This window comes from Halomonas salipaludis (assembly GCF_002286975.1).
In the GTDB taxonomy this organism is placed as follows: Bacteria; Pseudomonadota; Gammaproteobacteria; order Pseudomonadales; family Halomonadaceae; genus Franzmannia; species Franzmannia salipaludis.
This window is the reverse complement of the sequence record NZ_NSKB01000006.1, coordinates 177,819-204,739: the sequence shown is the minus strand read 5'-3', so window position 1 is coordinate 204,739 and position 26,921 is coordinate 177,819. Positions and strand designations below refer to the sequence as shown.

Below are 26,921 nucleotides of genomic sequence, written 5' to 3'. Positions count from 1 at the left end.
CGATGATATCGTCGGGAAGCATTCCCAGTGCCGAGGTGCCAATGTGCACCTCGAACATGGCCAGTCCTTGATACGGAGAGGGCAAGGGTGTGTCGAGCAGCCAGAAGACACGCTCGTTCGAACACTAGTGGCAATTGGGGGAGCATCACCTCAAGGCCTTGCTCAGCCATACCCCTTAGCTCATCCAAAGGAATGGTCACACACCCGAGCGGCCGCAAGGCAAACTCCATCACTGCGGCACCAAGCGGCTCCTGAATCGCCTTGAGGTCCTCGAGGGTGGCGTTATAGGATGCCAGCCGATCCCGATCCTGATCAACGAGTCGGGATCGGGGCGAGTTTAGATATTGGCGCCTCCGTCGATGGTGAACTCGGCACCGGTCACCGAACGCCCTTCCGGCCCCGCCAGCCAGGTCACCAGGCCGGCCACGTCGTCGGCCTCGTTGTAGCGAGGTATGGCCATCAAGCTACGCTGGGGATCGGAGAGTTCGCCGTCGACGGGATTCATGTCGGTATCGGTGGAGCCCGGGTGGACGATATTGACGTTGATGCCGCGGGGCCCGAGGTCCCGCGCCATCCCCTTGGTCAGCCCCACCAGGCCCGCCTTGCTCATGGCATACAGGCTGATACCTGGCCAAGGTACCCGAACGGCGAGGTTGCTGCCGATGGTGATGATGCGCCCGCCCTCCGGCATATGCCCCGCCGCTGCCATGGCAGCTACCACAGGGGCGCGCAGGTTGATCGCGATCGTACGATCCAGCTCTTCCAAAGTGACCTCTTCGATAGACCCGGTCGGGAAGATTCCCGCATTGTTGACCAGAATATCGAGCCCGCCTAACTCGGCCACCGTGCGCTCGACGGCGGCCTCGAGCGCCGCGTCGTCACGGTTGTCGGCGTGAATCGCCATAGCACGGCCACCCGCCGAGGCGATCTCGTCCACCACTGTCTGCGCCAGGGCTTCGCCGCTGACATAGGTCACCGCCACGCTTGCCCCTTCCGCCGCCAGCCGCCGGGCAATGGCGGCCCCTATTCCACGGCTGCCACCGGTGATCAACGCTGTCTTGCCACTGAGTCGCTGCATATCTCGTCTCCGTTCATGTGATTTATGTAGTGATCACTACATATACAAGATGGCTAGACATGCGAGTCGCTGTCAAGCTATTTTGTAGTTATCGATACAAAAGGAGTGAGACATGCCCCAGCGTGGTAGACCACGCGGCTTCGACAGAGAAGAGGCCCTACGCCGAGCCATGGAGGTGTTCTGGTCCCAGGGCTACGACAACGCCTCGCTTGCCGACCTGACCCGAGCCATGGGTATCAACGCACCCAGCCTCTACGCCACCTTCGGCAGCAAGGAGTCACTGTTCCAGGAAGCAGTAGCGCTCTACGTACGCACGGAGGGTAGCGGCATCTGGGAGCAGGTCGAGACAGCGCCTACGGCACGCGCCGCCATCGAGCATGTGCTGAACACCACGGCCGAGGCATTCACACGGGGCCCTGCTCCACGCGGCTGCATGATCGTGCTTGCCGCCCCGCAGATGCAGGGCGCCAACTCACAGGTCTGCGATGCCTTGAAGGCGCACCGGCAGGCCAACGGTTGCCTGCTGGAGCGCCGACTGAGGCGTGCTGTAGAGGAAGGCGAGTTGCCCGCTTCCAGCGATTGCACGGCAATCGCCAATTATTACGTCACTTTGCAGCACGGCATGTCGATTCAGGCCCGTGACGGCGCCTCAAGAGAAACACTGCAGGCCATTGCCGACTGCGCCATGGCGAGCTGGAACGCACTGACTAGTTGTTCGGCCTAGCAGAGCGAGCAGGGCTCGCCTTTCTCGTCCGCTCGCTCCTGAGCTTCTCCGCCTATCGCTCCGACATGGCGCAGGCTGACGATGGAAAGCACTGCCAGCGCCAGGATGGCGATGCCTCCCACCGTGGCGGTCACGTTCAGCCCGGCCGTAAAGGCTTGCTGGGCTTCCAGCAATACGCCGGCAGGCAGACTATCGCCGGCCGCAACGGTGGCCCACAGGCTCTCCTCCACGATGCCCGCCATCTCGGCAGCGCCACTATCGGCCATCGTCGCGCTGACCTGGGCGCGATAGACGAAGGTGGCCAGACTGCCGAGCAGGGCCACGCCCAGCGCAACACCCAACTCCTGCACCATCTCCGACATGGCCGAGGCCGAACCGGCCTTTTCCGCCGGCGCCGCGCCTACCACCAGGTCGGTGCCCAGCGCAGCGATCGTGCCCAGGCCGAGATAGACCAGCGAGAACCCGGCTATCGCCATGCCCACTCCGCTGGAATTCACGTCGACACTGGCCAGCAGCCAGTAGCCCAGCGTCGAGAGCGTGAGCGCGGCGCCCACCACATAGCCAGGACGAATACGTCGCGCGATCAGCGGCGCCACGATGCCCGCCAGCACCATCATCAGCGCCGGCGGCCCCATCCACAGCCCGGCCGCCAACGGCGTGAGCCCCGCCACCAACTGTAGATACTGAGTTACCAGCAGCATGACACCGGAAACGCCGACCAGGCCCACCAGCAGTACGATCAGTGCTGCGCTGAAGGTGCGACTCCCAAACAGCCGCATATCGAGCAGCGGGTCGTTCAGATGCTGCTGCCGACGCACGAAGATGAGCGCCATCAGCGCCCCCAGCGCCAACGCCAGCAACGGAACGGGTTCGAGCCCCGCCTTGGCGATCTCCTTCACGCCATACACGGCCGGCAGAATCGCCGCCAGCGAGAGCAGCACGCTGGTGAAGTCCAGCGGGCCACTGCGAGAAGCACGATACTCCGGCAGCAGCATCGGCGCCGCGATCAGCAGTACGACCACCACCGGCACCGCCACCAGAAAGGCCGAGCCCCACCAGAAGCGTTCCAGCAGTACGCCACCCACCACCGGCCCCAGCGCCATGCCCAGGGCGAACATGGTGGCCCATATACCGATGGCCAGGGCGCGCTGGCGTACATCGCCGAACATGTTGCTGATCAGCGCCAGGGTCGACGGCATCAGCGTCGCACCGGCCACACCGAGCACAGCGCGGGCGGCAATCAGCATGGCGGCGCTGGTGGAGTAGGCCGCGATCACCGAAGTGACGCCGAAGGCCACGGCACCGATCATCAGTAGCCGGCGACGGCCGATGCGGTCACCCAGGGTGCCCATGGTGATCAAGAAGCCGGCGATCATGAAGCCGTAGGCATCCATGATCCACAGCGCCTGGGTGCTGCTCGGCTGCAGATCCGCCGCCAGAGCGGGCAGCGCTAGATAGAGAATAGTGACGTCGAGGCCCAGCAGTACGGTGGGCAATGCCAATACCGCCAGGCCGGCCCACTCCTTGATACTCGCCCGCTGCCGGGATGAACGCGAACTCGAGTCCCGCTCTGTGATGGTAACCATGCCATGCTCCTGTTCCTTGGGGTTGGCATGGTAGTCTTGACCTGATCTTATAGGGGTACAATATAGCTACTTATCCTATTACCGTGAGCAACACCACACAGGAGCAATGCCATGGTAGGCCGCAGCCTCGACAGGACACGTAGCGAACTCACCGATTTCCTGATCCATCACCGCAACAAGCTGACGCCGGCCGACGTCGGCCTGCCCAGCACCGGACGCCGCCGGACACCGGGGCTGCGTCGCGAAGAGGTGGCAACCCTCGCCGGCGTGGGACTGACTTGGTACACCTGGTTCGAACAGGGGCGTGACATCAACGTCTCGGAGAGCTTCCTGCTCAGCGTCTCCAAGGCACTCAAGCTCGACGACGCCGAATGCTGCCACCTGTTCCTGCTCGCCCACCGCCGCCCGCCGCCGGTGGAGGCCTACCAGTGGCAGGAAATTCCGCCCCTGGTGCAGACGCTGATGGATGATATGGCAAGGCCCGCCTACGTGATGAACCTGCGCTGGGACGTGATCGCCTGGAACGCCGTCGCCGATGCCCTGCTCGGCTTCAGCGATAGGGAAAGCGGGGAGCGCAACATGATGCGCCTTCTGTTCGCCGACCCTGCGCTACGCAGAAGGCTGCCCGACTGGCACCAGGACGCCCCTCGCCTGCTGGCCCAGTTCCGTTGCGACCTGGCAGCCGCCCCCGAGGACCCGGCCATGCAGGAGCTGATCGATGCCCTTGCCAAGCTCTCGCCGGATTTTCGCCGCTGGTGGGAGCAACCCAACCACGAAGCCTATTGCTACGGCATCGGCACGCTTCTCGATGCAGAGTCCAATCCGAGGGAGTACCAGCACGCCACGCTGCTGGTCGACGAGCACCGGCATCTCAGGATGGTGGTTTATTTGGTTCTTCACAGATCAGATGCTGCGACTCCAACTGGAGCCCGATAACCGTACTCCCCCAGTCTACAGCGGCTGCGGCCATGCCTGTTTCCGCTCGACAGCGAATCGAAGCGATCACCTTGGACATGAGCTCGACCTTCGATCTCGTGGTGAGAGCCCAGAGTCCCAAGGCAGTAGTGGTCTACGATCGCTCCTATGTGGAGGCCAAGTATGGATTTTTACGGGGTTGGTTAGTTTGCTACACTCCAGCGGCTTTTCGATCACCCGATAAAAAGTAGGGCAATCGATTATTGCTGAGGGAGGGCCAGCATGTGAGCTTCGACAGCCCAGGGGGAAAGGAAGAGACAGTGACGGGCAGTGCCGCCGGCGTGGCCGGCTACACGCGGGTACTGCGCACCCCAGGCGTTCCATTGTGGGCGTTCGTTCTGGTCTGCCAACGCCTTCCAGTCACTATGGCTCCGCTGGCCTTAGTGTACCTCGGGCACGAGATCACCGGATCGTTCGCCGCCGGAGCCCTTCTGGCGGGTGGCCATGCGTTGGCGGAGGCGTTGTTCGCCCCGTGGCTGGGGCGGCGTTTCGACCTGAGGCCGGCCAACCGTGAGGCCTTCCTGGTGCTCGCCGCTGAGGCAGTGCTTTACGTGGGTCTCTTTATGTTCGGCTCCCATTTACCCTTCCCTGTGGTGGTCGTGCTTGCCGCGCTTGGCGGAGGTGTCGCTGCCGGGGCGCATGGTGGATTGCGCAGCCTCCTGCAGAGGCTGGTTCCAGTGTCGTCCCGACAGGCCGCGTTGAGTTTCGAGGAGGCCATCAGTGCGATAATCTGGTCGGTGGGTCCGATGTTGGTCGCAGGGCTCATCGTCGTCGGGACTCCGTCATGGCCGACCTTGGCACTAGGTGTGGCGGCCGTGCTCGGTGCGGTGGCGGCCCTGGGGCTCCCGGCAGTGACGCATGATCGCAGGGGGACGAGCGGTACCAAAGGCGTCATTCGGAAGATCTGGCCCTCGATCACTCAGGACGCGGCGACGATGTTCACTCTGGGTAGCGCAACGGTCGCGCTGCCTGCCCTGCTCACCGATATGGGGGCCTCCGAAGCCTTGCCCGGCTTCATCCTCGGCACGGCGGCCGCCGCCGGCGTGGCCGGCGGGCTCATCTACGGACTCCGGCGCTGGCCCGCTCAGCGGATCCACGCGAGTGCCTTAGTGATCGTCTACTGCTTCGTGACGGCGACATTGGCTCTGGTGCCCGAGTGGTACCTAGTGGCGGCGATCTTCGTCTTCGCCGGCCTGATCGAGGTTCCCACCTTGGTCTCCCGTGCTCTCCTGGTCCAGGAGGATCTTGGCGAGTCCCAGTGGGCGTTCGGCTTTTCGGCGGTGTACTCGGGAGATGGCATTGGCTACGGGCTCGCGGGGATCCTGGTCGCAGCCCTACTCTCGTCGGTGGGTCCCGCCTTCGCCATCGGTGTGTGCGCTCTGGCGGCAGGTCTGCTGTCCGCGGCGGCAGCGACCTACGATATTGTCCGTGCCCGGAGGGTGGCCCCCGGCGGATCCCGCAGCCGTCCGGACGTAGGGAGCGGCGTCTAAGAGCTGCTCGGAAATCGGCAATATTCCCATTCGGGCTCAGCAGCGTGGCAGCGCTACGCTCACGAGGCAAGGAATCGAACAACGACGCCGATGCCACTGAGTCATTCCGCCTCTCTTGGATAGATGACGAACGCCAACTTGTTGCCATCGCAATCACGAACATACGCCGCGTAGAACCCTTCGGCGTATTGAGGCCGATAACCTGGCGCACCTTCGTCACTGCCGCCATTGCTGATGGCTATTTCATACAACTTGTCGACCTGTTCCGGTGTGGTGAACTGGAAGGCCGTCATGGTGCCATTGCCTACGCTGGCTGCCTGGCCATCGAAGGGATAGCCGACAAAGAACCTGGGGAATTCGAGATCGCTTTCTCTTCCATAGGAAACGCAGGAATCATCTTTCCAGCAGACATCCCAGCCCATTCCAGCAAAAAGCGGATCATAGAATGCCTGTGCTTTTTCGAGATTCTTGGTACCCACCATCGTGTAGGCAATCATGCTGTTACACCTCCTTTCCTAAGTCATCACGTCTCCGAGCGACAGCGTAGCGCAGCCTGTTTCCTGCGCCACTGCCCCAGCGCCCAACCCAGTGCCGGCAGTACCAGCATCGCCGACGCCCAGGCGCAAGCGGCAAAGCCATAGTGCGTGAAGATCGGTCGGTAGAGCAGCGCGCCGGCAAACACACACAGGTAGGTGATGGCGCTGTAAAGCCCCATGACGGCCCCGCGCTTCACCGGGTCGAGTTCGGCAAGCTGGCGCATGAGCAGGTTCAAGCCCAGGTGATTGCCCACCCCCCAGGCAAGACAGAGCGCCAGCAGTGCCAGCGGAAGCTGTACGGCCGCCATCAGCCCCAGGTAGACGAGCATCAGGCCAGCGAAGGACACACAGGCGGCAGCACTGGCACCATGCCGGTCGACCAGCCGGCCCAGCGGTGCCGCGGCGCCGAAACCCAGGCCATAGACGGCAATGGCCAGCCCCGCGAAGGACGCAGGCAATTGCAGAACCTCGCCCAGATGCGGGCCGAGATAGGTGTACAGGCCGTAGAACGCCGTCATATAGGCAGCGACATTCAGCAGCACCGAGCGAATACCCGGAATTCGCAAGGCCTGGAGGGAGGAGCTCCGAGTTTCACCACCTGCTCTCGTTCCCCAGTGGTGGCAGCGCGATATTCCCAGTGCCAATACCACGGCAACCAGGGCCAGTACCGTAAAGACGGCGCGCCAGTGCAGCAGGTCGGCCAACAGCGCCGCAAGGCCGACTCCTACCACCAGGCTCAGCGTCCACCCCGTCAGCACGAAGCTCAGGGTCTGGCTCTCGCGCCCCTGGGCCGCCACCTGAGCGGTGAGGGTATAGATCGAAGGCAACGCCACGCCCGCCGCCAGCCCAGCAAGTCCCTGGGCTGCGATCAATGTCCAGAGCGCCGGCGAGAGTGCGCCTAGCCCCAACGCCACGCACAGCACCAGCAGCGCCCGCACCAGTGCGCGCTCGGCACCGATACGATCGGCCAGCGCAGCCAGCAGCAGTGCACTACCGGCCGTGGCCAGGCCGTAAACCGCTGCAGCCGTCATCACATCGGCGGCGCTGCGCCCGGGGAAGGATGCCGCCACCGCGGCGGCGATGGGACTCAGCGCCAGCGAATTGGCACCGATCACGGCAATGGCTGCAGTTAATAGAACCAGATAACGACTGATCACGGTTCACTCCAGATAGGTTTCGACATTACTATTGAAGAAAGGAATCCCATTCGGAGCAATCGCGAAAATGCCGAACTCAGAAAAAACAGAAACCGTTCGGGGCAAGGGCCAGGAAGCACGCCCCCTGGACACCTTCGACCGAACAATATTAGGCGAACTGGCCGTGGACGCCGGACTCAGCTACGCCGAACTTGGCAGCCGTGCCGGGCTCTCGGCACCGGCAGTGCACGAACGGGTAAAGCGGCTGCGTGCTTCGGGGCGCATCCGCAGCACCGTAGCGGTACTGGATGGTCCTTCCACCGGCAAACCCTTTCTTGCCTTCGTGCACGTCGACGCCACCGGCTGGGGCAAGACCAAGGAACTGCTCGCACTCTCGGAGCTGCCCGAAGTCGAGGAGATTCACTCCGTGGCCGGCGACGCCTGCATGCTGCTCAAAGTGCGCTGCGCCAGCAGCCGTGCACTGGAAGGACTGCTCGCCCGGCTCTATGCCCTGCCGAGTGTTAAAGCCACACGTAGCTATGTGGTGCTGTCGACCTTCCTCGAACGCACCCCACAAGCGGGAATCAGCGAAGCGCTGGAGGAAAGCTCTAACGATTGAGCTGCTCTTGCCAGTTCTTTCCAGCGCCGCGGGAACTGCCATCACGCCGGCGCCGAGTCGTCAGCCATCTCGGCCACCACTGCCTTGCGCCTCGGCTTGTAGAACATCACCCCATTGCCCAGCAGAATCATCGCAAGCCCGATCAGTGCGGGCAGCGACCATTGATAGTCCTCAAACAGAGTGGAAATACTCAGGGCAACCAGTGGAAACAGTAGGGTGGCATAGGCCGCCGCTCCGGCGCCGATGCGTGCCACCAGGGCGAAATAGGCCCCGAAGCCGATCACCGAGCCGAAGACGGCAAGGTACAATAAGGCCCCCAGGTACGCTGGTGAGGTGTCAAGCACGAAGGGGACACCGCTGATCAGCACGATAATCAGCATGATCAGGGCACCGTATCCCATGGCATAGGCATTGGTGGATAACAGGTCCAGCCCCCGGCGCTGATGGCGCAGGCTCAGCATGTTGCCGAGCGAGAAACCATAGGTGCCCAACAGCGAGCAGCCCAGGCCGAACAGCACGCCGATGTCTAGCGTCTCGCTGCGGATATCCGGCCAGAACAGACACACCATACCGATGAAACCCAGCGTAACCGCCACCAGCAGACGTGAGGTGATGGCCTGGCGGAAGAAGAAGACGCCATTGACGGCGTTGAACAGCACTGCCATGGAGAAGACCACCGAATTCAAGCCACTGGTGATATAGCCGGTCGCCGTGTAGAAGAGGTAGAAATTGAGGCAGAACACGCACATGCCCTGCAGCGCACAGAACAGATGGTCACGCGCGCCGATTCGCTGCAGGCGGCGTGTGGCCAGCAACCACAGCAGCAACAGAGCTGCCGCCAGGGCGAAGCGATAGAACACTGACAGCGTCACCGGCACCTCCCCCAGTTGGAAGGCGATGGCGATCCAGGTCGTCCCCCAGATCAGCACGGTGATTGCATACAGGGCCACGTTCATTGCCGCACTCCTCACTCACGTAAGCCATTGGATGGCACGCCAGCCTGCCTGGTCACCGGGCACCCGGCATTCAGCTTCTTGCGCCAGCCGGTCGATTCTTGCGCTTTTCCACCAGCGCGCGCGGCGTTCCCTCTTGGTCATCAAGAGGCAACTGGCTAATATCGGAGAGAAGGTACCCAAACCATCAGGGAAAGGGCGATGAAGTATCGTGTATTCGAGAGCCTGAGCCGACACCAGGCGCATATGAAACGGGCCGCATCTCTCGAGAACGGTGCAGGCCTGGCCCAGTGGCGCAATAACCATGATCGCATAACCCTGGACAGGCCCGGGCATCACACCCTTAGCCTGTACGTGGCCGACGGCTATGAGTCCTACCGCAAGAGCCGAACCGGATGGCACAACGGTGGCGCCCCTGATCGCTTCTGCCTGATGCCTGCCCAGCTCGAGTCCACATGGGATGTACGCGGCCCGCTCGAATTTGCCCATCTCTATTTTACCGACAGGCACTTGTCATCGTTGACTGAACGGACCTGGGACAAGGCCCCCACCATTCTGCGGTTAGACGAGCAGATATTTGCTGACGATCCACTGATAACCAGCCTGTATCGCCACAGCCTGCTGGGGCTCAACTGGCACGACAAGGCCGACCGCCTGGCACTCGACACCACAGCAACGCTGCTGCAGATCCATGTCCTCAGGCGCTACAGCTGCCATCATTGGTCGCTGCCGCGGCCTAAGGGTGGGCTGGCGCCCCATCGTCTCAAGCGCCTGCTCGACTACATCGATGCTCACCTTGATCAAGCACTGCCACTGGCCGAACTGGCCGCCCAGGTTCAGCTCAGCGAGTACCATTTCGCCCGCATGTTCAAGCAGAGCCAAGGTATGCCGCCCCACCAGTACGTGCTGCAGCAGCGTCTGCAACGGGCGGAGAGACTATTACGACACTCGGCTCTGCCCTTGGCCGAGATAGCCCTGAGCTGTGGCTTCAGCTCCTCTAGCCACCTTGCTAGCCGCTTTCGTCAGGCCTGGGGGGTGTCTCCATCGCAGCTGAGAAGCCAACCGCAGCGACAATAAACGACTTCCTCGCTGAAGACTGCTCAGAAGATGTTGAATGCAGCCAGCGCAAGCAATAACACCATACCGACCAATGCCTGCAGCACAGCGCCAGCGACGAGCGCAGACGTCACGACCAGCTCGCTTTTATCGGGCATGGCATCCTGCCGGACGAGCCAGTAGAAGCTATCGTTTGGCAAGATCGCGATAAAGGAGCCGAGGCAGATCGCCAGTGCTGCCAGTACGGGCGAGATACCTGCAGCCGCCACGATGGGTGCTGCAATCGGACCGACAGCGGCGAAGACGGACATACTGGAGCCTTGCAACACTTTGAAGGCCGCCGTCAGCAGGAACAGCGTGAGAAGGGTCACGAGTTCACTGGTGCTACCCATGAAGATCTCTTCTACTGGCACCACACTGGTAACAACCATACTGAAGGCACTGGCCGCGCCGATAATGACCAGCAGCTCTGCTGCGCGTCGCACCCCTTTGTCTACCGCCGGACGCCGATCAGAAGCGGGGATCTTCGCCAGCGCAACGGCTGCAGACACGATCAGCGCCCCCTTTGGATTGGTCACGAAGTCGGCCCAGACATTGAAGCGCATGTCGAAAAGCACACCGATCACCAACAGGATCGCGAGAATCAGGAACGGAAGAAGCGCGCAGAGAGAGGAGTAAGAAATTTGCAGCCTCGCGCCGGTGTGTACTGGTTGTCCGAGGATGCGGTCTTCGATCATGCGCCCGTAGAGCAGCCCGGTTAGCCAGACTGGAATAAAAATCGTGACGCTGAGAAGCAGGGTCGTAGAGGTGTCCGCCGCGACGCTGGCGGCGACGATGAGTGGCCCAGCGGGGAACAGCAGCTTGAACCCGGCAAAGGCGCCGAAGGCCATGGGAAGTTTGCGCTGTAGGCACATGGGAGAGAGGGCCGCGTAGGCGGTGTCCGGGCAAACCATACCAGCCGCGGAAAAGGGTGCCATACCGACAGACACCCGCGGCGACATATCGATGCGCTGCTGCTCTATCGCGGCGGCGAGCACGAAGGATGGGATCAGGATCAACGCGAACTCGCCGATAGACGCACCATAGCCTTGGTTGAACCCCGAAATGAGCGCACTGGCGTCATAGCCTGCTAAGACGCCGCAAAGGAGTGTCACCAGGATCATCCAGATCACCAGCGGCAGGTCAGGCAACCCATTAGCTTTATTATTGAGGCCAGGTATGATTACTCGCATTGACGGAGTCTCTTTCACTTGATAAGTCGGGACTCTAGCAAAGCGGCTCTCGCAGGAATAATCGAAAGAAATTGTGAATTCATGAGAAATTCTAATATAAGACTGGTCGTTACCCGGCCCCTACGTGCACTGGCAGCCACGGTGAGACTCGGCACGGTGACGCTTGCGGCTGAGGAGCTGAATGTCACCCAGGCCGCCGTGAGCCATCAGCTCCGCGAGCTGGAAGAGATGATCGGGCAACAACTCTTTCGCCGAAATGGGCGGCGGCTGGAGCCCACACCCGCCGCCCATATTCTTGCCGACGCAGTGCAGGAGAGTGCCCGCTTACTCGAGGATGCCCTTGAGGTGATCGGGCGACGGCCCGCCGCCAACTCCTTGACCGTTAGCATGCTGCCAGCCCTCGCCAGCAAATGGTTGGCCCCTCAGCTCACCGATATGCTCAAGGAGTATAAGGCAGCGGACCTGCGGATCAGCGCGTCTCGGCAGTTTGTGGATTTCCGTCGCGACCGTATCGATGCTGCTATTCGCTATGGACTGGGACGATGGCCGAACGTACGCAGCAGACATATTTGTGATGAGCTCATTGCACCGGTGATGTCACCTCAGCGAGCCGCGACGCTCAATCTAACGTCACCCGATGTCTTCGCCGCACTGCCGCTACTGCGCTCCGACAATCCAGACTCCTGGGAGCGGTGGTTCGAGTCTTCGGGTCGCGAGCTTCCACCGCGCACTGAAACCGTCTTTTTTGATGACGATGCAGCCATGATCGAGGCGGCAATCGGTGGAGCGGGCGTCGCGCTTGGCCGTTCGGCCCTTGTCGCTAGGGATATTCGCAGCGGTCGCCTTGTCGCGCCGTTCGGCCACGCGATCACCTCGCGATTCAGCTACTGGTTCGTGCAGGACGCCAGTATTCTCGACAACGCGGCCCATCTGGAATTCTTCGACTGGATCAAGGCTCACCTGACCCAAGATGCGCAGGTATTCGACAAGTCAGCCACTTCTCCCACCTAACGTGCTCCTCTTTTCATACCGAGATCAGACTCGCCGCCAGGACGATGACCTGAGCGCAGCAAAAGGCCATATGGGATCCGCTCGTTCAGGTTGGCTCCTGCGCCGTTAACGCCACCTCCGTCGACGCTTCACGCTCGATCAACGCCCGCTTTCTCTCAACGCCCCAGCGGTAGCCCGAAAGCCCCCCGTCGCTACGCACCACCCGGTGGCAGGGAATGGCCAGCGCAATGGTATTGGCAGCACAGGCCCTTGCCACGGCGCGCACCGATTGAGGCGAGCCGATTCGCTCCGCCAGCTCCTTATAGCTAATGGTGTTCCCAACGGGAATTTCGGTCAGCGCCTGCCAGACCCGCTGTTGAAAGGCGGTGCCACGAATATCCAGCGGCAGCGCCAGCCCGAGGCCAGGCGCCTCGACGAAGCCCACCACCCGGGCCACCCAGGCGTCGAAGTCCTTCCCCCCCGGGACCAAGTTGGCATTGACGAAACGATCCTGGAATTCCTGTAGCAGTGCCTCAGGATCATTTCCCAGAGAGATCGCGCAGATGCCCTTGTCGCCTGCCGCGACCAGGATGCTGCCCAAAGAACACTCGCCAAGGGCGAAACGAATCTCCAGGCCCTCTCCTCCCGAGCGATAACGTTGCGGCGTCATGCCGAGCATCTTGTTGGCGCCGGAATAGAAGCGCCCGCTGGAATTGAAGCCTGCGTCATAGATCGCCTCGGTGACCGTTTCCCGCTCCGTCAGCGCCTGACGCGCACGATCCGCCCGGCAAGCGACCGCATACGCCTTGGGCGTCAGCCCCGTAACCGAGGTGAAGACACGATGGAAGTGGAAGCGACTCAACCCTGCGGCCTGTGCCATTTCGTCGAGCGAGGGCAGGTCCTCCGATGTTTCGATAAGGCGGCAGGCCCTGGCGACGCTCTGGGCGTGTCGCTGGGCCAACGGTTGCTCCTGGGGGCGGCAGCGCTGGCACGGTCGATAGCCGGCCCGCTCGGCTGCCGACGCATCGGCATGGAACTCGGCGTTCTCGCGGCGAGGCCGGCGCGATGGACAGGTGGGACGGCAGTAGACTCCGGTGGTACGCACGGCATAGACGAAAGCGTCGTCCGCCGCGGCGTCTCGGGCCAGTACCGCGGTCCATTTAGCTTCATCGGAATCGAAGATGGCAAGTGGCTCGGTGGTTATCTCGTTCATGGCGGGCCTCCGCTGTGAATTCGGCGTTTTCCGTAAGTTCAGGATGAGCGCTGGACCCGCCTGACACACTCCGTCCCTTGCTTTCAAAGTGAGCCCATCTTCTTCACAGCATTTCGCAACATTTGCAGCATAGCACCATCGAACCGCCAAATTTTTGATGGCAAGAAGCGGAGTGAGGGCTCATCCGGGTACCGGCAGGGTGGATATGGGATCGCAAACGCCCCATACCTACCCATGGAGAATACCGCTATGAATCGACTTGCCGGAAAGATCGCCATCGTCACCGGGGCCAGCTCAGGCATCGGCCATGCCACCGCCCGGCTGTTCGCCAGCGAAGGCGCCAGCGTGATCGTGAGCGCGCGCCGCCGGGACAAACTCGATGCGCTGGTCGACGCCATCGCTCGCGATGGCGGCACGGCCGTTGCCGTCGCCGGGGACGTAGGCGACGAGCACTTGGCCCAGCGTCTGGTCACTACCGCCCTGGAACGCTTCGGAGGGCTCGATATCGCCTTCAACAATGCCGGCATCGTCGGGCCGATGGAACCACTGCAGGACATGGCACCGAGTGACTGGCACGACATTATTCATACCAATCTGACCGCCGCCTATCTGGGAGCCAAACACCAGATACCGGCGCTGCTGCAGCGCGGCGGTGGCAGCCTGCTGTTCACCTCGAGCTTCGTTGGCCATACCGCCGGCCTGCCCGGCATGGCGGCCTACGGTGCCAGCAAGGCCGCGATCCTGGGAATGATGAAATGCCTGGCTGCAGAGTTGGGACCCAACGGCATTCGGGTCAATGCCCTGCTTCCCGGAGGCACCGATACACCCGCCAGCATCACCAACGCCCCCGGCGCGGGCCCGGAGGTCCTGGCATTCGTCGAGAACCTGCACGCGCTCAAGCGCATGGCCACGCCGGAAGAGATTGCCCGAGCGGCGCTCTATCTGGCTTCCGACGATGCCAGCTTCGTCACCGGCACGGCGATGCTGGCCGATGGTGGCGCCTCGATCAATCGCACCTGATGGCCAAGCAGCGGTGCCCCCTGCCGGCACCGCTTTCTGAGCAGCCCACAGCCGTGCGACCGCCTCTTCAGCCATACGCGTGCTTAACGCAGCAGAGGTAATTGGCCGCATATTCGATCCACCGCCCTCCTCGGCCCGGCCAGCAAGATTCCCTGCGGCACTTGTTCTTCAAGTGAAGTTGAATTGATAAGCAAGGTGTAATCCGCATAGTCGCTCGCCTCGAATGCAGCGCGCATGTAGGCAAAGCGTAACGGCAACGCCTCTGCAGCATAGAAGAGGCCAAGCAGATCACTTTCAGGGGCACTGAGGATCGGTAGGGGCACGGTAGTAATCCCTTTAAGCAGGATGCCATCGGCTGAGGCAGTATCGCTTCCCACTAGGTCGGGTGAATGCTTCCCAAGACTCATGCCAAGGACGGCAGCAAAGTTGGCGGCAAGGCCAGTAGGTAAATGGTTGGCAAGCACGATAACGGTTTTTATCGACATCATTCCTCCTCCTGTTGGGGCTTTAGCCTGCCCAAGCACACGCCTTGGATATTGAACAAAAATGATCTTTCCCCCACATCGTCCTGCTATCCTGCAGACATCAACCACTGCCCCGGTAAGCACTTACTTACCGGGGTACCTACCCATCATTCATTAATGGTCGGATCAATCTGGCCTGTTGGCAGGGGGCGGCATGGAGTTTCTCGTCAACCTGGACGTGGACGATCTGGAGCGTGGCATCGACTTCTACGTGCAGGCGTTCGGCCTCAAGGTCGGGCGCCGCTTCGGCGACGACGGTGTCGAACTGATCGGTGGCCCGGCGCCGATCTATCTATTGGCAAAGGACTCCGGATCGCCGGCCTACGCAGCGGGAGGCGCCACGCCCGGCGCTCAGCGTCATTACACGCGCCACTGGACGCCGGTGCACCTGGACGTGGTGGTGGAGAATATCGATACCGCAGTGGAAAAGGCTATTGCGGCCGGGGCCATACAGGAGCAGCCCATTGCCACCAACGACTGGGGCAAGCTCGCGATGCTGGCCGACCCCTTCGGTCACGGCTTCTGCTTCGTGCAGTTCCTCAACCGCGGCTACGACGAGATCGCGACCGTTTGATCACTCCCTGGCGAGTCGATTACGAGCCCGAACTCGCGCGCTAGTGCCCGATGCCCCAACTCGCTGATACTCACCACCCGCGAGTGCTTCTGCCGGCCGATCCAGCCCAGTTCCAGCAAGCGCTCGGCCAGGGCGGCCCCCAGCGCCCCGCCGAGATGATCGCGCCGCTCACTCCAGTCAAGGCAGGGGTAGGCGAAACGCCGGCGGCGCTTGCGCAGGGAAGCGGTATCGATGCCGAAGTTCGAGAACCAGGCCTCGCCCCGCTGCGTCACGTTCATGGCTTCGCCATCTGCCACCAACAACTCCCTCTCGAGCAGTACCGCCGTCATCCGCGTGCCCAGTTCACCCGCCAGGTGGTCGTAGCAGAATCGCGCCGCCCCTATGGCACCGGCTGGCCGCCTGCACGGCGACACCACCTTTATCGGCTTGGCCACCACCATCAACGCCTCGACGGCATGCGCTACCTCGGCTGTCGCCAGCCGGTAGTACTTGTGCCGCCCTTGTGCCGTCGACTCGATCAACCCATCGCGCTGCAGCCGCTTGAGATGCTCCGTCGCCGTGCCCGGCTGCACACCACAGCCGTAGGCAAGCTCCTTGGCGGTCAACGCCCGTCCCTCCATCAGCAGTGCCAGCATGCCCATCCGGGTCGGATCGCCAATGGTACGGGCAAGACGTGGCAGGTCAGGCTCAACCATCGTTAGCTCTCCACCTAACTGTTTATGTCTGACAAGCATAGGCCAACGCAGCACAATCGAGCGACAAGGAAACGGCCCGGAGCCACCCATGACGACACCAGGCAACCCCCTGATGGCAGCCACACACCACGACCCCTACCCACTACGCACTGCCCGTCGCCTGCTTCGCGCCGTACGCAACTACTACGTCAATCGCCAGCGCGATGCCCTGCTGCGCGACTGCGACCCACGCATGCTCAAGGACATCGGCTTGCGCTGGGAACGCGGCAAGCTGGTGCCGATCAACCCGGAACGTTTCGCCCCCAAGAGTGAAGCCGTTGCAGCTTCCACATGCCTCAAACTGTCTGAATCAGGAGTTCACATGATCGCCGTTATCTTCGAAGTCATCCCCAAGTCCGGCCGCCGCGAGCAGTACCTCGATATCGCCGCCAGCCTACGCCCGCTACTCGATGAGATTGATGGCTTCATCTCCATCGAGCGCTTCGAGAGCCTGACCCAGCCGGGCAAGGTGCTCTCGCTATCCTTCTGGCGAGATGAGCAGGCCGTCGCCCAGTGGCGCCGGCTCGAGCGCCACCGCAGCGCCCAGACCCAGGGCCGTGACGTGGTGTTCGACGACTATCGCCTGCGCGTGGCCACGGTGATGCGCGACTACGGCATGCGCGAACGCGAGCAGGCGCCCGCCGACAGCCGCGAGCACCACGATGCTCCGTGAACGCTCGCGACCAACAGGCGCCACATTTTTCTCCCTATTGCCGAGATACCATTACCGGCTGACGGAATACCAGTGCCAGGCCTAGCAGGATAAGCCCCATGCCTGCCAGGCTAAGCATGGGCAGGGCATTGCCCAGGAACAGATAGTCCATCATGGCGGTGGCCGCCGGCACCAGATAGAACAGGCTGGTGACGTTGACCAGATTACCGGCCTGAATCAATCGATACAGCAGCAGCTGCGCCACTACCGAAATGACCAGTGCCAGCCAGAGAAGTGGAATCAGGAACTCCCAGGTTGGCTCGAATGCCACCGGTTGAAGCGCGGCGAAGGGCAGGCACAGTGCCAGGCTGGCCACGTACTGCAGCGGCAGGACCTCGGCGGGCGATTGTCGAATACGCTTCTGCATGATGGCGCCTACCGTCATGCACCCCAGCGCGCCCAGGGCGAAGCCTACGCCCGCCAGGGAAAAGCGCACCAGGACGACACTCTGATATACCACCAGCACCAACCCCATCAGCGCCACGCAAAGCCCCGCCATTCTCATCGGCGCGAAGCGCCGCTCCAGCAGCATCAGGGTCAGAATCGGCTGTATTCCCAGCAGGGTAGCCAACACCCCGGGCGTGATGCCTTGCTCCATGGCCAGGAAATAGCAGATCGAGTAGGCACCTATCAGCAGCAGGCCGGTGCCGGCAACACGCAGGCGTGTGCCGGGCGCGGGTAACCAGCGTCGTCGGTAAAGCCCGATGGACATCAGCACGGTGAGCGCCAGGGCAAAGCGCAACAGCAGAAACGCAAAGGCCGGGGCATGCTCCAGCCCCCATTTGGTAAAGATGGCACCACTGCCCCACAGCAGCACGAAGAGCGCCGTGGACGCATGAGCGGCCAAGGTAACGGAATGGTTTGTCATGATGACTTTCACCTGTCTACGCTTCGTCTGAAAACTGTCTGCGCTCGGTCATACGGCGTTAAAACTCGGCTCAAAGTACTCATTTACACCGCGTAAACTCCGTCTTTTCGCCGATTTTTGCCTTGTCTGACTATCGCTCGACGACTTTTCGGACAAAGCTCAGAGACGCACAGGCCTCAGCCGGCACTGAGAACAATGCCGAACGATGAAAAGCTGAGGCAGCTTGGTGGGCTGGAGGTCAGCCCAGAGTGCACATGGGCGGCGGTGAAACGCCGGCCATGTCGAGCCCCGCTGGCGGCGAAACGCCGAGCGGCGGAGCGACAGGTGGCAGGGGGGGAGCAGTCGCGGCACGCACCACGGCGGCGACCGGCGTGGCCACCAGCGTGGAAAGAGGAGAGCGTGCAGAAGGGGGCATGAATGATTCCGCCTGGATGCGACTACATATTAGAAAATAGCATGCCCGGCCACAGCGTCAATCCATATCGCGTCGTGACGCCTGGCTAGGCCGTTGCCTACCCGGCAGCAGGCTCGTTCCTCGGTTGCCACGCCGCCTCGGGCCTGGCACTCGCGCGCCTCCCCCCGGCGTTAGCGGCCTTCCCTCCCCCCGGCGTTAGCGGCCTTCCAATTCATCCTGTCGCTGCCTGACAGCGTCAACCGCAAAGGACATGAAGGCACGGATACGAGCGCTGTGACGTAGGTCCGGATGGACCAGTAACCACAGGTCAGTCGCCACTTCCGGGCCGATCGCTAGCACGCACTCCAAACCACTCTCCTGGCGAGCCATGTAATGCGGCACCACGGCGAGTCCCACCCCGGCCCGGGCGGCCCCCAGCGCTGCGACGACGCTGTTCGTGCGTAGCGCGAAGGCCTCCGGCGGCACTCGTTCGTCGAGCCATCGGCTGCTGGCAAGATGGCGGATCAACTCGTTGCCGCCGACGAAGCGGTGTCCCTCGGGACGCATCGGATCCTCGAGCGCCGGACGCTCCTGCAAGTACTCGCGCGAGCCGTACACCCCCCAGCGAATGGTGCCTAACCGGCGGCCAATCAGGTTCTCCGGCGGCGCCTGCGTCGGGCGAATGGCAACATCCGCCTCGCGCCGGGCCAGGTCGAGGAAGGCACTGACGATCAGCAGCTCCAGCTCGATGCCCGGGTAGCGCTCGACGAAGCCCTGGAATACGGGCGCGAGAAACGCATTGACCAAGGTATCGGTGGTGGTGACGACGACCCGCCCAGATAGCCTCACGTCGCGCCCCCCAAGCTCGCGCTCGATGGCCTGCGCCTCCTCTTCCACCCGTTCCGCGTGCTTGCGCAGCGTCTCGCCCGCCGCCGTGGGCACATAGCCCTGTGCCAAGCGGTCGAACAAGCGCACCTCCAAGCCTGCTTCCAACGCCTTGAGCCGCCGGAATACCGTCGAGTGGTTGACGCCAAGCGCTCTCGCCGCCCCCGCCAGGGTGCCGGCGCGGGCAATCGCCAGGAAAAGGCGAAGATTGTCCCAATCGAAGTTCACACCTTGCACCTCTGCAATGACTTTATGCAATTTTCGTCGATTTCATTGCTGATTCGCAAACCCTACGCTGATCTCTCGTTGCCGAGGCAACGGATTCACATTCGCCAACACTTGGAGCACTAACATGAAGACCATCAATCGCGAAGACCTTGCCGCCCATCTCGAAGGCCAGGAGCAGCCGATTCTGATAGAAGCACTGCCGGAGAAGTATTTCCGGCAGTGGCACCTGCCGAATGCCGTCAATATCAACCACGACCAGGTCAGACAGCTAGCTCCCGAGCTACTGCCGAATAAACAGGCCATGATCGTGGTGTACTGCGCCAGCGCGACCTGCCGTAACTCAGACATGGTGGCCAACCAGCTCGAGGCTATGGGCTATACCGACGTTGCCATCTACAAGGGCGGCAAAGCGGAGTGGGAGGAGGCCCAGCTGCCCGTCGCCACGACCTGACGGGGCTGTGCACTCCGCTGGGGGCCTGCCGGTCTTCGGGCCAGCGGGTCCCTTTTCGTGATGGCGCGAGCTCCATCTCAGCGAAATAATGTTCGCACCCCGGTAAGCCCTTACTTACCCGAACGCTAGCGCTTCACGTGCTCGATGGCATCGTGATCGACCAGGGTCCGTTCACTGCTATTGATATACAGTCGCTTGCCCGGGCGCGGGTAGTCGGTGACGTCCTGGGCCAGCCGCTGGCCCACCACCAGGCACACCAGCGGTTCGTCACCGTCGTTGTACATATCATGAGCCACGCCATTAATAGGACATCCGACGAAGTCGCCAGGACTGATCGGCTGCTTACGATCGCCAAGGGTTGCCACGCCGGTTCCTGAAAGCACGTAGATCGCCTCCTCCTCATAGCAGTGGTAGTGATATTCGGTCGAGAAATGGCCGGGTGGCACGCTGATCTGGTGGATGCCTAGCTGGGACATGCCCACGGCATCCCCTAGTGACTTATTGATACGCACGGCTTGAGCATTGAGAAAGTGCACCTTCCTCACGCCCTCAAGGGCTTGGATATCTTGCGCCGATAGATACATTCCGGTTCTCCTTTGTTTCGAGTCGCCGCCAGGGCAGTGCCTGATCTTAGTGTGCCCGGCGGCGCTCGACTGCCTTGGCTCGAGCCAGGCCTGATGGACAATACTTAGGCGGACAGTGCGTCGGGGGCCAGGCGCGGCTCCAATTCCTGCAGGCTTACATGCCCCCTGAAGTGCCCCTGCCCCGTTGGCTGCTCGCCGCGCTCGATGGCTTCGGCGAAGCGCACGGCCGGATCGTCCCTGAGCTTCGCCAGGTGTCGGGCCAGGTTCGGATAGTCGCTCCCGAGATCGAATAGCCGGTGATACTCGGCCCAGCGAGCGATACCCATGACATAGGCATCCGCCATGCTGCGCGCATCGCCCAGCAGCCACTCGCGCTTGGCCAGTAATCCGTCGAGGTAGGCGCAGCCCTCCGCGACCTGCTCACGGCCCAGCCGGCGCAGCAACGCCTGCTCCACACCGCTCATTCCTTGGGTGTCATAGAGCGTCCAGAGTGGCCCGAAGGCGGCGAAGAAATCCGTAGTGAGGTAGGCCAGCATCTGGTTCAAGCGATCATGTTCCCGGCTGCCCTGTTCAAAGCCCAGCCGCGTGCTGAGATCGCATGCCACCAGGTGCTGCAGGATCGCCAGGCTCTCGGTAAGCGGCTCTCCATCTTCGAGTAGCAGCGCCGGGGTCTTGAAAAGCGGGTTGACTTTGGCATAAAGCGGGTCCCAGGGCTGCTCCATCATCTCGATGCGGCACAGCCGGTAGGGTTGCCCCAGCCACTCGAGCACCACGACAGAGCCGAACGAACAGCCTTGCGGTACGCCATAGAAAAGCACAGGTTCCATTGCCTTGCTCCTTGCTGATTCGGGTGAGAAAGCCAGCGCCTTATGCGCCTGGCCTTGTCAGCAAGGTAATGGCTAAATAGGGCATATCACGCCCTATTTCAAACGGGAAAATTCAGCGTGGCCAATCCCACCGTTCGCGTGCTGACACTGCTCGAACTGCTACAGGCCCACCGCCACATGAGTGGCCGGGAGCTGGCCGAGCGACTAGGCGTCGACCGCCGCACACTTCGGCGCTACATCCAGGTCCTGGAAGATCTCGGCATTCCCGTCACCACTGAGCGGGGGCGGCACGGCGGCTATCGCCTGATGCCGGGCTTCAAGCTGCCGCCACTGATGTTCAACAGCGAAGAGGCACTGGCCGTCTCGCTAGGGTTGCTCGCCGCCCAGGGGCTGGGCATCGCCGAGACGGCCCCAGCGTTGGAAACTGCGCGGGCCAAGCTGGAGCGGGTCATGCCCGCCAGGTTGCAGCAGCAGGCACAGGCCCTGAGCGAAAGCGCACGCCTGGAATTGCCCTCGGCACGCGCCCCGGGCGACGAGCGCTTGTTGATCCTGTTCGCCACCGCCACCCAGGCCCGCCAGCGGGTCCGGCTCGACTACCGTGACGACCGGGAGCAGCACACCCGCCGTGCGCTCAATCCCTACGGCCTGGTCTATCGCTCTGGTCGTTGGTATGTCAGCGGCTGGTGCCATCTGCGCCGCGACCTGCGCAGCTTTCGTCTGGATCGCATCGTCGAGGCCACGCCGCTCGAGGCCAGCTTCGAGCGACCAATGGATTTCGACCCGGCTGCACATCTAGCCCACAGTATCGCCAGCCTGCCCCGCGCTATCGCCGTCAGTGTGCGCTTTCACGCCGAGCTCGCCAATATCGTTGCGGAGCTGGGCCGCAATATCGGCGTATTCACGCCCGACGGAAGCGCCGTGATGCTCCACGCGCGCACCGACAGCCTGGACTGGTTCGCTCGCCAGTTGGCCCACCAACCCTTCGATTTCGAAATACTCGACCCACCCGGGCTACGCGACGCCCTCTCTGAGCAGGCCGTCCGGCTACAGCGGATGGCAGCAAAAAAATGAGCGATCAAGTCGAAATCGACTACGGTAAATCGATGTAGGGAAGCGGTACCAACAACACCCCCTGGAGACCCACCATGCAGCTTTCCACCTACCTGATCTTCGACGGCAACTGCCGCGAAGCCTTCGAATTCTACCAGCGTTGCTTCGACGCCAAGCTCGAGGCCGTATCCACCTACGCGGAGATGCCCGCCAGCGAGGGTATGGAAGTTCCCACGGAAGCCAGCAACCTGGTCATGCACGCCCGACTGCGTATCGGCGACCAGCTGTTGATGGCTTCGGATAATGCCCCCTTCTGCCCGGCGCCCTATGAAGGCATCAAAGGCGCCAGCATTGCGGTCGGTGTCGACTCAGTAGAGGAGGCCGAACGGCTCTTCAACGCGCTGGCCGACAACGGCAGCGTGGAGATGCCGCTCGAGGAGACCTTCTGGGCGCACCGCTTCGGCATGCTGGTAGACCGATTCGGCGTCGCTTGGATGATCAACTACGAGAAGGAGGAGCAGGCCACCACCTAGGCGTTTAGGCGTTGCCTGAACCGCCCCTCCCCAGGCCGTCCGGTGAGCTGGTCGACGAAGGCTCGAACCTTGCCGCCGGGCGGCGGCCTCCTACTCAGCCGATCCGACCTTCTCATCAATGAGCGCCTTTGACGGCAATATAATGCTGCGCGACATCGGGTTATATCGCGAGCATGGCCGCTTGCTGCCTCTCTATCCGGAGTGCTCAGTCATTAAGTCAGCAGCTAGCGCCTGCTCCGATACCGCCTCACCGTGTCAGTCAAGAAACGCTACCGACCGCTCGCCCCATTCAGGGTGGCCGGCCTAGCGCCAGTGCGCTGGCGCATTGGTCTTGGGCTACGTCGCAGCAGCATTAACATGACGATGACCAGCCATGCCAGTGGTGCGATGAAAGCCAGCAAAGCGGTCGTAGATTGCAGCCCCACAGCCGTATGGTAGACCAGCCGTACACCTCCATCAGACCGTGATTCGACAGCGATAAGCACGGCCCTCTGCAAGCCACTCAGGGTGCCGATGTCCGGTACGTCTATGGCGAGCTCATCCGCGATATCTCTCAAAGCGGGCCATTGGCCTGCAATGTTGCCCTGTGACAATGACCGGTAGCCTGACCGGGGGTAATCCGGAGTCATGTCCCGCAACGCGAGACTACGTGCCTGAGCATCGGCGTAGACCGCAACTATCCCAGCCACACGTCTTTCCAGCTGCGCGCGGACGTCCGCGTCCAGCGTGCGCAGCAGCTCTCTCCGCTCGATGTAATCGAGCCTTCTAAGCGACAGCGGCAAAGATGCAACGGCTGTCGGTTCGTCTTCCGTGAGCGTCGCCCAGCTTTGCACGCCCAGTAACGAGGTGATCATTTGCTTGCTGGCGAGGCAGTCGTCGCTTTGCGGGCAGAGACGTTGGAGGTCGGTAATTGTCAGGTCATCCAAGCTATTATACAACAACCCCAACGACAGTCGCCCAGGGGACTTTTCTTCCCACAGCGCCGCCAATGCATGCAGCGTGGGCAGATCCGTGTAGGCAGAGTAATCAAGGGAAGCCATAGCTTGGCCCCAGTAAAAATCACGGCAGGAGGTGCTGTAGGATAGCGCCGGCCCCAATGGTTCGGGATTTGCGAACAGACCGCAAGACAGTTCGTTTCCGGTCGGCTTAAAGATGAGCCGGGTCCCAGCCGGTGGCACGTACTCGCCAAGATCTTCGGGGGTATGCAGTACCAGTGGCGGATAGTCCAGCATGGTGCCCTTGAGGTCATAATAAATCGCAGGCCACAGGCGCTGTCCATCCAATAGCATCAGCCCGGCGCACACACCCACCAGTACCAGCGAGGCGATCAGTCGAGGACGTTTGCGTTGGAGCGTCAGCAATTCCAGGCTAGCACCGTAGATCAGCGGCAACCCCAGCAGCAACCCGGGTAGGCCCGCGCTTAGCTCTGGAGCCCATATGAACAACAGATAGTGGCTGCTGGCGAGAATAGCCAGTACTCCGCAGGCCAGAGCTGCTGCCATGGCTATTGCGCTCCACGAGCGGCAACGTCCCAGCAACCAGAAAACATAGCCCGCAGCCAACAGGACAAGCGATACCCAGAGTACCGAATCGGGTGCAGCCAACAGCGCTAACATTGTCCTACCCACATGCCACAACTGTGCAATGTACTGCCATGTGCATGCACGTGATGCCGGATCATGCTTCCATCGGGCTCCAGCTCATAAGAGACACCATGGCGCTGGCCGTTATTGTCAAAACGTGCTACGCCCAGCAGCTGTTCAGAGGGCGATGTGACCAGCCAGGTCCCCTGCTTTTCGCCTTTGCGAAACCAGCCCTGCCAGCGTGAGTCGGTGTCGGCCCTGAGTACCCAATAGCCCTCTTTGACGCCATCGAGGTACTGGCCGCATTCGACCAGGTCGCCCGCTTCATTGCGCTCCTTGTGAACTTCTTCCTCGCTCAGTGCGCAGCCATACGCATCCAGTGGCGGCGGCCCCAGTTCTTCCAGCAACGAGGGAGCGATGCCCGCCATTGACCAGGTTGGGACGACAAGCAGCAGCACCAATGCAATATGCCGCATGTCAGTAGGCCTCCAAGGACATGAAACGGTAGGTCCAGTGTTGCGAGCGCGCCGTAGAGTCATCTACCTGTAACTGCTCTATACGCGTCACTTCGCCATGAAACTTGAGCTGATCCTCAGGGAATATAAAGGACTCCAGGGCAGGGTCTGCCAGGTCTGCGGCTCGTGCCATGGGCATCAGAGCCTCTCCATTGGCATCGAGAAAGCGAAAACGACCAAAGAACTCGCGCGCGGGTTGAGCGGGGTCCACGCTGGCCCCGGGCAGAGCCTCCAGCGGCACCAACCATGGCAATTCACTCTGCTGGTAGGTCAAGGGCTGCCAGGTTACCTCTGCGGGGCAACGCAACTCGCTCGTCACTTCAAGGTCGTGAAAGAAGCGCTGCTTGCCATCCGTGCTTTGCAGCTCCCAGCGCACGCGGCCGAGATACTCCTCAGGCAGCTTGGCATAGCCCGAGTACGGCTTGGCGGACAGGCGTTGCTGATAGTCCTTCATATCTTCGTCATAGCGGCCTAAGGAGTAGACAAACAGGCGCTCTACTGGGCGCCATTGCAGCGGCAGATCGGCCCCCACAGCCTGGAGTTCACAGGCGTAGCTCATGGCGATGGGGAGAAAGAGTTCATGGTACTCGAGGTCCTGGGCGTGCATGGGCAAGTCAAGAGTCAGGTCTGTGTCCGTGTGCTGCAAGGGCAGGTGCCAGGTCGGCGGTATCGAGGACCTGGTGCGCTGATCCCGTTCAGTTGAAAAACGTACATCGGCTACACGCACCTCTTCCGTATGCAACAGCGTTACCGGCAGTTCTGCAGGCGCTGCAGCATTGAAGCGCAACTGATAACTTTCAGCGATCGGGTCGGGTCTGGGTTGATTGTGAGCAGTATCCCAAAACGATGAAGATGGATAGCGCTTGGTGCTCCAGCCTTGATGAGCCGGAGGCACGGCAGCAGAAAACTGCCAGCGTTGCTGCCCCGAGTTGGCGATCTCGACCCACCATTCCCAAGGCAGGGCGCCGGGTTTAGCAGTCATTGAACTGCTGCCAGCTTGCAGTTTGTGCGGTTCGTCGTTGAGCTCCAGCCGGCGTGCCTCCGTTGAGGTCGTCTGTCGCTGTACGACATCAGCCAGAACCGACGCCGGCTGCTCATAGGGACAAATCTGGAAGCGCTGATCCCACCGCACCTCCAGCCGATACCCTGTAGCCGAAGGCATCCAGTAGCGGGTACTTTGCTGCGACAGGTTCAGGTCGGCCTTAACGCCTACGCTGCTGGGATCTGTGGTTAACTTCAACTGTACATCGGGAGCGCACAGCAGGCTGCCATCCTGCGCAAGCAGGCGAATGTTTTCCAGGCCGACAGGTGTATCAATGGTAAGGCCGGGCGCGTGGTTGGCGGGCAAGAACAGATTGAACCAATGGCGCCCTACTCCCCCGCTTGTGTATGGGTAGCCTTCAAAGCCGGCGGCAGACTCCAGCGTACCGCCTAGCTCGGTGGGCAGAATTACCTGAGTGTCCTGCGCTGTGGGCAGCTGAAAGGGCTCAAAGTCCTGGTCAGCTAAAGTGTTTTGGCGCCCGCTGCCGACGGCCAGACCGAAACCACACAAGACGATCAGCCAGACCAGTGCGACTGCCGAGGCACCAATGAAGCGCGGTGTACGAATCTCGGCCCACAGCCTTGTTACGGCTTGCCTGAACGCGTTCGCCACGCGGGTGCGAATGTTCGCTAAACGGGTGCGAGTGGTTGTGTGAGGCTTTTTTGCGGTGTTGCGTGCACCCTGCATGCTGGGACTATCCTTGGCTGACTTGCCGCGCTGGCAGGATACAAGGTCGCCTTTGTTGCCACAAGCCAACGCGGCACCTTGGAGCCTCTAAGCCGCTGCTGGATGGGGCAGTAGCAGATTCT

Annotated in this window: 30 protein-coding genes; 13 read left to right on the top strand and 17 right to left on the bottom strand. The window is 61.9% G+C overall.

Annotated elements, in window-relative coordinates:
* Window positions 1-337 precede the first annotated feature (337 nt).
* Entirely contained in the window at window positions 338-1,078 is a 741-nt protein-coding gene (locus CK498_RS16625) for an SDR family NAD(P)-dependent oxidoreductase (RefSeq protein WP_095621976.1), read from the bottom strand.
* A 112-nt stretch (window positions 1,079-1,190) separates the two neighbouring features.
* On the opposite strand from CK498_RS16625, the gene CK498_RS16620 reads away from it, so the two are divergent.
* On the top strand, window positions 1,191-1,802 hold the full coding sequence (locus CK498_RS16620) for a TetR/AcrR family transcriptional regulator (protein ID WP_095621975.1): 612 nt from the start codon (window positions 1,191-1,193) through the stop codon (window positions 1,800-1,802).
* Here the strand turns inward: CK498_RS16620 and CK498_RS16615 are convergent.
* Window positions 1,799-3,388, bottom strand: a complete 1,590-nt coding sequence (locus CK498_RS16615; protein ID WP_095621974.1) for an MFS transporter — start codon at window positions 3,386-3,388, stop codon at window positions 1,799-1,801. The two genes, CK498_RS16620 and CK498_RS16615, sit on opposite strands and share 4 nt — an antisense overlap.
* A gap of 111 nt (window positions 3,389-3,499) precedes the next feature.
* Here CK498_RS16615 and CK498_RS16610 point away from each other — a divergent pair, with 111 nt between their 5' ends.
* Genes CK498_RS16610 through CK498_RS16605 form a run of 3 tightly spaced genes read left to right on the top strand, consistent with a single transcriptional unit; the run spans window position 3,500 to window position 5,853 of the window.
* On the top strand, window positions 3,500-4,324 hold the full coding sequence (locus CK498_RS16610; RefSeq protein ID WP_095621973.1) for a helix-turn-helix transcriptional regulator: 825 nt from the start codon (window positions 3,500-3,502) through the stop codon (window positions 4,322-4,324).
* A gap of 32 nt (window positions 4,325-4,356) precedes the next feature.
* Window positions 4,357-4,554, top strand: coding sequence for a transposase (locus tag CK498_RS26895; protein ID WP_141246975.1), 198 nt, complete (start codon window positions 4,357-4,359; stop codon window positions 4,552-4,554).
* A 33-nt stretch (window positions 4,555-4,587) separates the two neighbouring features.
* Window positions 4,588-5,853, top strand: coding sequence for an MFS transporter (locus tag CK498_RS16605; RefSeq protein ID WP_141246974.1), 1,266 nt, complete (start codon window positions 4,588-4,590; stop codon window positions 5,851-5,853).
* Window positions 5,854-5,954: 101 nt separating this feature from the next.
* On the opposite strand, the gene CK498_RS16600 is transcribed toward CK498_RS16605, so the two are convergent.
* A complete protein-coding gene (locus tag CK498_RS16600) occupies window positions 5,955-6,350 on the bottom strand; it encodes a VOC family protein (RefSeq protein ID WP_095621971.1) in 396 nt (131 codons plus the stop codon).
* Window positions 6,351-6,376: 26 nt separating this feature from the next.
* Window positions 6,377-7,546, bottom strand: a complete 1,170-nt coding sequence (locus CK498_RS16595) for an MFS transporter (protein ID WP_095621970.1) — start codon at window positions 7,544-7,546, stop codon at window positions 6,377-6,379.
* Window positions 7,547-7,613: 67 nt separating this feature from the next.
* Here CK498_RS16595 and CK498_RS16590 point away from each other — a divergent pair, with 67 nt between their 5' ends.
* Entirely contained in the window at window positions 7,614-8,144 is a 531-nt protein-coding gene (locus tag CK498_RS16590; RefSeq protein ID WP_095621969.1) for an Lrp/AsnC family transcriptional regulator, read from the top strand.
* 41 nt (window positions 8,145-8,185) lie between these two features.
* On the opposite strand, the gene CK498_RS16585 is transcribed toward CK498_RS16590, so the two are convergent.
* A complete protein-coding gene (locus tag CK498_RS16585; RefSeq protein ID WP_095621968.1) occupies window positions 8,186-9,100 on the bottom strand; it encodes a DMT family transporter in 915 nt (304 codons plus the stop codon).
* A 198-nt stretch (window positions 9,101-9,298) separates the two neighbouring features.
* Here CK498_RS16585 and CK498_RS16580 point away from each other — a divergent pair, with 198 nt between their 5' ends.
* Window positions 9,299-10,174 carry a helix-turn-helix domain-containing protein gene (locus CK498_RS16580; RefSeq protein WP_095621967.1) on the top strand — a complete coding sequence of 292 codons (876 nt, stop codon included), beginning with the start codon at window positions 9,299-9,301 and terminating at the stop codon, window positions 10,172-10,174.
* Window positions 10,175-10,197: 23 nt separating this feature from the next.
* On the opposite strand, the gene CK498_RS16575 is transcribed toward CK498_RS16580, so the two are convergent.
* Complete coding sequence (locus CK498_RS16575; protein WP_095621966.1) at window positions 10,198-11,385, bottom strand: GntT/GntP/DsdX family permease; 1,188 nt, start codon at window positions 11,383-11,385, stop codon at window positions 10,198-10,200.
* An 81-nt stretch (window positions 11,386-11,466) separates the two neighbouring features.
* Here CK498_RS16575 and CK498_RS16570 point away from each other — a divergent pair, with 81 nt between their 5' ends.
* A complete protein-coding gene (locus tag CK498_RS16570; RefSeq protein WP_095621965.1) occupies window positions 11,467-12,396 on the top strand; it encodes a LysR substrate-binding domain-containing protein in 930 nt (309 codons plus the stop codon).
* A gap of 85 nt (window positions 12,397-12,481) precedes the next feature.
* On the opposite strand, the gene ada is transcribed toward CK498_RS16570, so the two are convergent.
* A complete protein-coding gene (gene ada, locus CK498_RS16565; protein ID WP_095621964.1) occupies window positions 12,482-13,588 on the bottom strand; it encodes a bifunctional DNA-binding transcriptional regulator/O6-methylguanine-DNA methyltransferase Ada in 1,107 nt (368 codons plus the stop codon).
* A 249-nt stretch (window positions 13,589-13,837) separates the two neighbouring features.
* On the opposite strand from ada, the gene CK498_RS16560 reads away from it, so the two are divergent.
* Window positions 13,838-14,608, top strand: a complete 771-nt coding sequence (locus CK498_RS16560; protein WP_095621963.1) for an SDR family oxidoreductase — start codon at window positions 13,838-13,840, stop codon at window positions 14,606-14,608.
* Window positions 14,609-14,691: 83 nt separating this feature from the next.
* On the opposite strand, the gene CK498_RS16555 is transcribed toward CK498_RS16560, so the two are convergent.
* Window positions 14,692-15,096, bottom strand: a complete 405-nt coding sequence (locus CK498_RS16555) for a DUF2000 domain-containing protein (protein ID WP_217987797.1) — start codon at window positions 15,094-15,096, stop codon at window positions 14,692-14,694.
* Between the two features lie 190 nt (window positions 15,097-15,286).
* On the opposite strand from CK498_RS16555, the gene CK498_RS16550 reads away from it, so the two are divergent.
* Window positions 15,287-15,706, top strand: coding sequence for a VOC family protein (locus tag CK498_RS16550; protein ID WP_095621962.1), 420 nt, complete (start codon window positions 15,287-15,289; stop codon window positions 15,704-15,706).
* Here the strand turns inward: CK498_RS16550 and CK498_RS16545 are convergent.
* Window positions 15,682-16,401, bottom strand: a complete 720-nt coding sequence (locus CK498_RS16545; protein WP_095621961.1) for an ArsR/SmtB family transcription factor — start codon at window positions 16,399-16,401, stop codon at window positions 15,682-15,684. The genes CK498_RS16550 and CK498_RS16545 overlap by 25 nt on opposite strands.
* 88 nt (window positions 16,402-16,489) lie before the next feature.
* Between CK498_RS16545 and CK498_RS26615 the strand changes: the two genes are divergently transcribed.
* The gene (locus tag CK498_RS26615) at window positions 16,490-17,113 is read left to right on the top strand and encodes an antibiotic biosynthesis monooxygenase family protein (protein ID WP_229359120.1); all 624 of its coding nucleotides are present in this window, start codon (window positions 16,490-16,492) and stop codon (window positions 17,111-17,113) included.
* A gap of 34 nt (window positions 17,114-17,147) precedes the next feature.
* On the opposite strand, the gene CK498_RS16535 is transcribed toward CK498_RS26615, so the two are convergent.
* The 3 genes from CK498_RS16535 to CK498_RS16530 form a co-directional block, all read right to left on the bottom strand.
* A complete protein-coding gene (locus CK498_RS16535; RefSeq protein WP_095621960.1) occupies window positions 17,148-18,020 on the bottom strand; it encodes a DMT family transporter in 873 nt (290 codons plus the stop codon).
* Between the two features lie 238 nt (window positions 18,021-18,258).
* Window positions 18,259-18,435, bottom strand: coding sequence for a hypothetical protein (locus CK498_RS26200; protein WP_176475818.1), 177 nt, complete (start codon window positions 18,433-18,435; stop codon window positions 18,259-18,261).
* Between the two features lie 195 nt (window positions 18,436-18,630).
* Entirely contained in the window at window positions 18,631-19,527 is an 897-nt protein-coding gene (locus CK498_RS16530; RefSeq protein WP_176475817.1) for a LysR family transcriptional regulator, read from the bottom strand.
* Window positions 19,528-19,651: 124 nt separating this feature from the next.
* Between CK498_RS16530 and CK498_RS16525 the strand changes: the two genes are divergently transcribed.
* The gene (locus tag CK498_RS16525) at window positions 19,652-19,978 is read left to right on the top strand and encodes a rhodanese-like domain-containing protein (RefSeq protein ID WP_095621958.1); all 327 of its coding nucleotides are present in this window, start codon (window positions 19,652-19,654) and stop codon (window positions 19,976-19,978) included.
* A 125-nt stretch (window positions 19,979-20,103) separates the two neighbouring features.
* On the opposite strand, the gene CK498_RS16520 is transcribed toward CK498_RS16525, so the two are convergent.
* Window positions 20,104-20,562: a cupin domain-containing protein gene (locus tag CK498_RS16520; protein ID WP_095621957.1), complete on the bottom strand. Its 459-nt coding sequence runs from the start codon at window positions 20,560-20,562 to the stop codon at window positions 20,104-20,106.
* A gap of 104 nt (window positions 20,563-20,666) precedes the next feature.
* Window positions 20,667-21,389, bottom strand: coding sequence for a glutathione S-transferase family protein (locus CK498_RS16515; protein ID WP_095621956.1), 723 nt, complete (start codon window positions 21,387-21,389; stop codon window positions 20,667-20,669).
* Window positions 21,390-21,506: 117 nt separating this feature from the next.
* Between CK498_RS16515 and CK498_RS16510 the strand changes: the two genes are divergently transcribed.
* Together CK498_RS16510 and CK498_RS16505 are read left to right on the top strand one after the other, a co-directional pair.
* Window positions 21,507-22,460 (top strand): helix-turn-helix transcriptional regulator, encoded by a 954-nt coding sequence (locus tag CK498_RS16510; protein WP_095621955.1) that lies wholly within the window; start codon window positions 21,507-21,509, stop codon window positions 22,458-22,460.
* 74 nt (window positions 22,461-22,534) lie between these two features.
* Entirely contained in the window at window positions 22,535-22,972 is a 438-nt protein-coding gene (locus tag CK498_RS16505; protein ID WP_095621954.1) for a VOC family protein, read from the top strand.
* 269 nt (window positions 22,973-23,241) lie between these two features.
* Here the strand turns inward: CK498_RS16505 and CK498_RS16500 are convergent, their stop codons facing one another.
* The 3 genes from CK498_RS16500 to CK498_RS16490 all read right to left on the bottom strand — a co-directional run bounded on the left by CK498_RS16500 (window position 23,242) and on the right by CK498_RS16490 (window position 26,799).
* Window positions 23,242-24,474, bottom strand: coding sequence for a hypothetical protein (locus CK498_RS16500; RefSeq protein WP_095621953.1), 1,233 nt, complete (start codon window positions 24,472-24,474; stop codon window positions 23,242-23,244).
* 107 nt (window positions 24,475-24,581) lie between these two features.
* Window positions 24,582-25,031 (bottom strand): toxin-antitoxin system YwqK family antitoxin, encoded by a 450-nt coding sequence (locus CK498_RS16495; protein WP_095621952.1) that lies wholly within the window; start codon window positions 25,029-25,031, stop codon window positions 24,582-24,584.
* A gap of 1 nt (window position 25,032) precedes the next feature.
* Entirely contained in the window at window positions 25,033-26,799 is a 1,767-nt protein-coding gene (locus tag CK498_RS16490; protein WP_095621951.1) for a hypothetical protein, read from the bottom strand.
* Between the last annotated feature and the right edge of the window lie 122 nt (window positions 26,800-26,921).

Bases quoted from the DNA above. Each gene is read 5' to 3' on its own strand.
- CK498_RS16580 (WP_095621967.1), top strand. From the start codon at position 9,299: ATGAAGTATCGTGTATTCGAGAGCCTGAGCCGACACCAGGCGCATATG.
- CK498_RS26895 (WP_141246975.1), top strand. From the start codon at position 4,357: ATGCCTGTTTCCGCTCGACAGCGAATCGAAGCGATCACCTTGGACATG.
- CK498_RS16590 (WP_095621969.1), top strand. From the start codon at position 7,614: ATGCCGAACTCAGAAAAAACAGAAACCGTTCGGGGCAAGGGCCAGGAA.
- CK498_RS16490 (WP_095621951.1), bottom strand. From the start codon at position 26,799: ATGCAGGGTGCACGCAACACCGCAAAAAAGCCTCACACAACCACTCGC.
- CK498_RS16550 (WP_095621962.1), top strand. From the start codon at position 15,287: ATGGAGTTTCTCGTCAACCTGGACGTGGACGATCTGGAGCGTGGCATC.
- CK498_RS16505 (WP_095621954.1), top strand. From the start codon at position 22,535: ATGCAGCTTTCCACCTACCTGATCTTCGACGGCAACTGCCGCGAAGCC.
- CK498_RS16600 (WP_095621971.1), bottom strand. From the start codon at position 6,350: ATGATTGCCTACACGATGGTGGGTACCAAGAATCTCGAAAAAGCACAG.
- CK498_RS16535 (WP_095621960.1), bottom strand. From the start codon at position 18,020: ATGACAAACCATTCCGTTACCTTGGCCGCTCATGCGTCCACGGCGCTC.
- CK498_RS16495 (WP_095621952.1), bottom strand. From the start codon at position 25,031: ATGCGGCATATTGCATTGGTGCTGCTGCTTGTCGTCCCAACCTGGTCA.
- CK498_RS16575 (WP_095621966.1), bottom strand. From the start codon at position 11,385: ATGCGAGTAATCATACCTGGCCTCAATAATAAAGCTAATGGGTTGCCT.
- CK498_RS16515 (WP_095621956.1), bottom strand. From the start codon at position 21,389: ATGGAACCTGTGCTTTTCTATGGCGTACCGCAAGGCTGTTCGTTCGGC.
- CK498_RS16525 (WP_095621958.1), top strand. From the start codon at position 19,652: ATGAAGACCATCAATCGCGAAGACCTTGCCGCCCATCTCGAAGGCCAG.
- CK498_RS16610 (WP_095621973.1), top strand. From the start codon at position 3,500: ATGGTAGGCCGCAGCCTCGACAGGACACGTAGCGAACTCACCGATTTC.
- CK498_RS16625 (WP_095621976.1), bottom strand. From the start codon at position 1,078: ATGCAGCGACTCAGTGGCAAGACAGCGTTGATCACCGGTGGCAGCCGT.
- CK498_RS16560 (WP_095621963.1), top strand. From the start codon at position 13,838: ATGAATCGACTTGCCGGAAAGATCGCCATCGTCACCGGGGCCAGCTCA.
- CK498_RS16570 (WP_095621965.1), top strand. From the start codon at position 11,467: ATGAGAAATTCTAATATAAGACTGGTCGTTACCCGGCCCCTACGTGCA.
- CK498_RS16585 (WP_095621968.1), bottom strand. From the start codon at position 9,100: ATGAACGTGGCCCTGTATGCAATCACCGTGCTGATCTGGGGGACGACC.
- CK498_RS16620 (WP_095621975.1), top strand. From the start codon at position 1,191: ATGCCCCAGCGTGGTAGACCACGCGGCTTCGACAGAGAAGAGGCCCTA.
- ada (WP_095621964.1), bottom strand. From the start codon at position 13,588: ATGAACGAGATAACCACCGAGCCACTTGCCATCTTCGATTCCGATGAA.
- CK498_RS16545 (WP_095621961.1), bottom strand. From the start codon at position 16,401: ATGGTTGAGCCTGACCTGCCACGTCTTGCCCGTACCATTGGCGATCCG.
- CK498_RS16500 (WP_095621953.1), bottom strand. From the start codon at position 24,474: ATGGCAGCAGCTCTGGCCTGCGGAGTACTGGCTATTCTCGCCAGCAGC.
- CK498_RS26200 (WP_176475818.1), bottom strand. From the start codon at position 18,435: ATGCCCCCTTCTGCACGCTCTCCTCTTTCCACGCTGGTGGCCACGCCG.
- CK498_RS16615 (WP_095621974.1), bottom strand. From the start codon at position 3,388: ATGGTTACCATCACAGAGCGGGACTCGAGTTCGCGTTCATCCCGGCAG.
- CK498_RS26615 (WP_229359120.1), top strand. From the start codon at position 16,490: ATGACGACACCAGGCAACCCCCTGATGGCAGCCACACACCACGACCCC.
- CK498_RS16555 (WP_217987797.1), bottom strand. From the start codon at position 15,096: ATGATGTCGATAAAAACCGTTATCGTGCTTGCCAACCATTTACCTACT.
- CK498_RS16520 (WP_095621957.1), bottom strand. From the start codon at position 20,562: ATGTATCTATCGGCGCAAGATATCCAAGCCCTTGAGGGCGTGAGGAAG.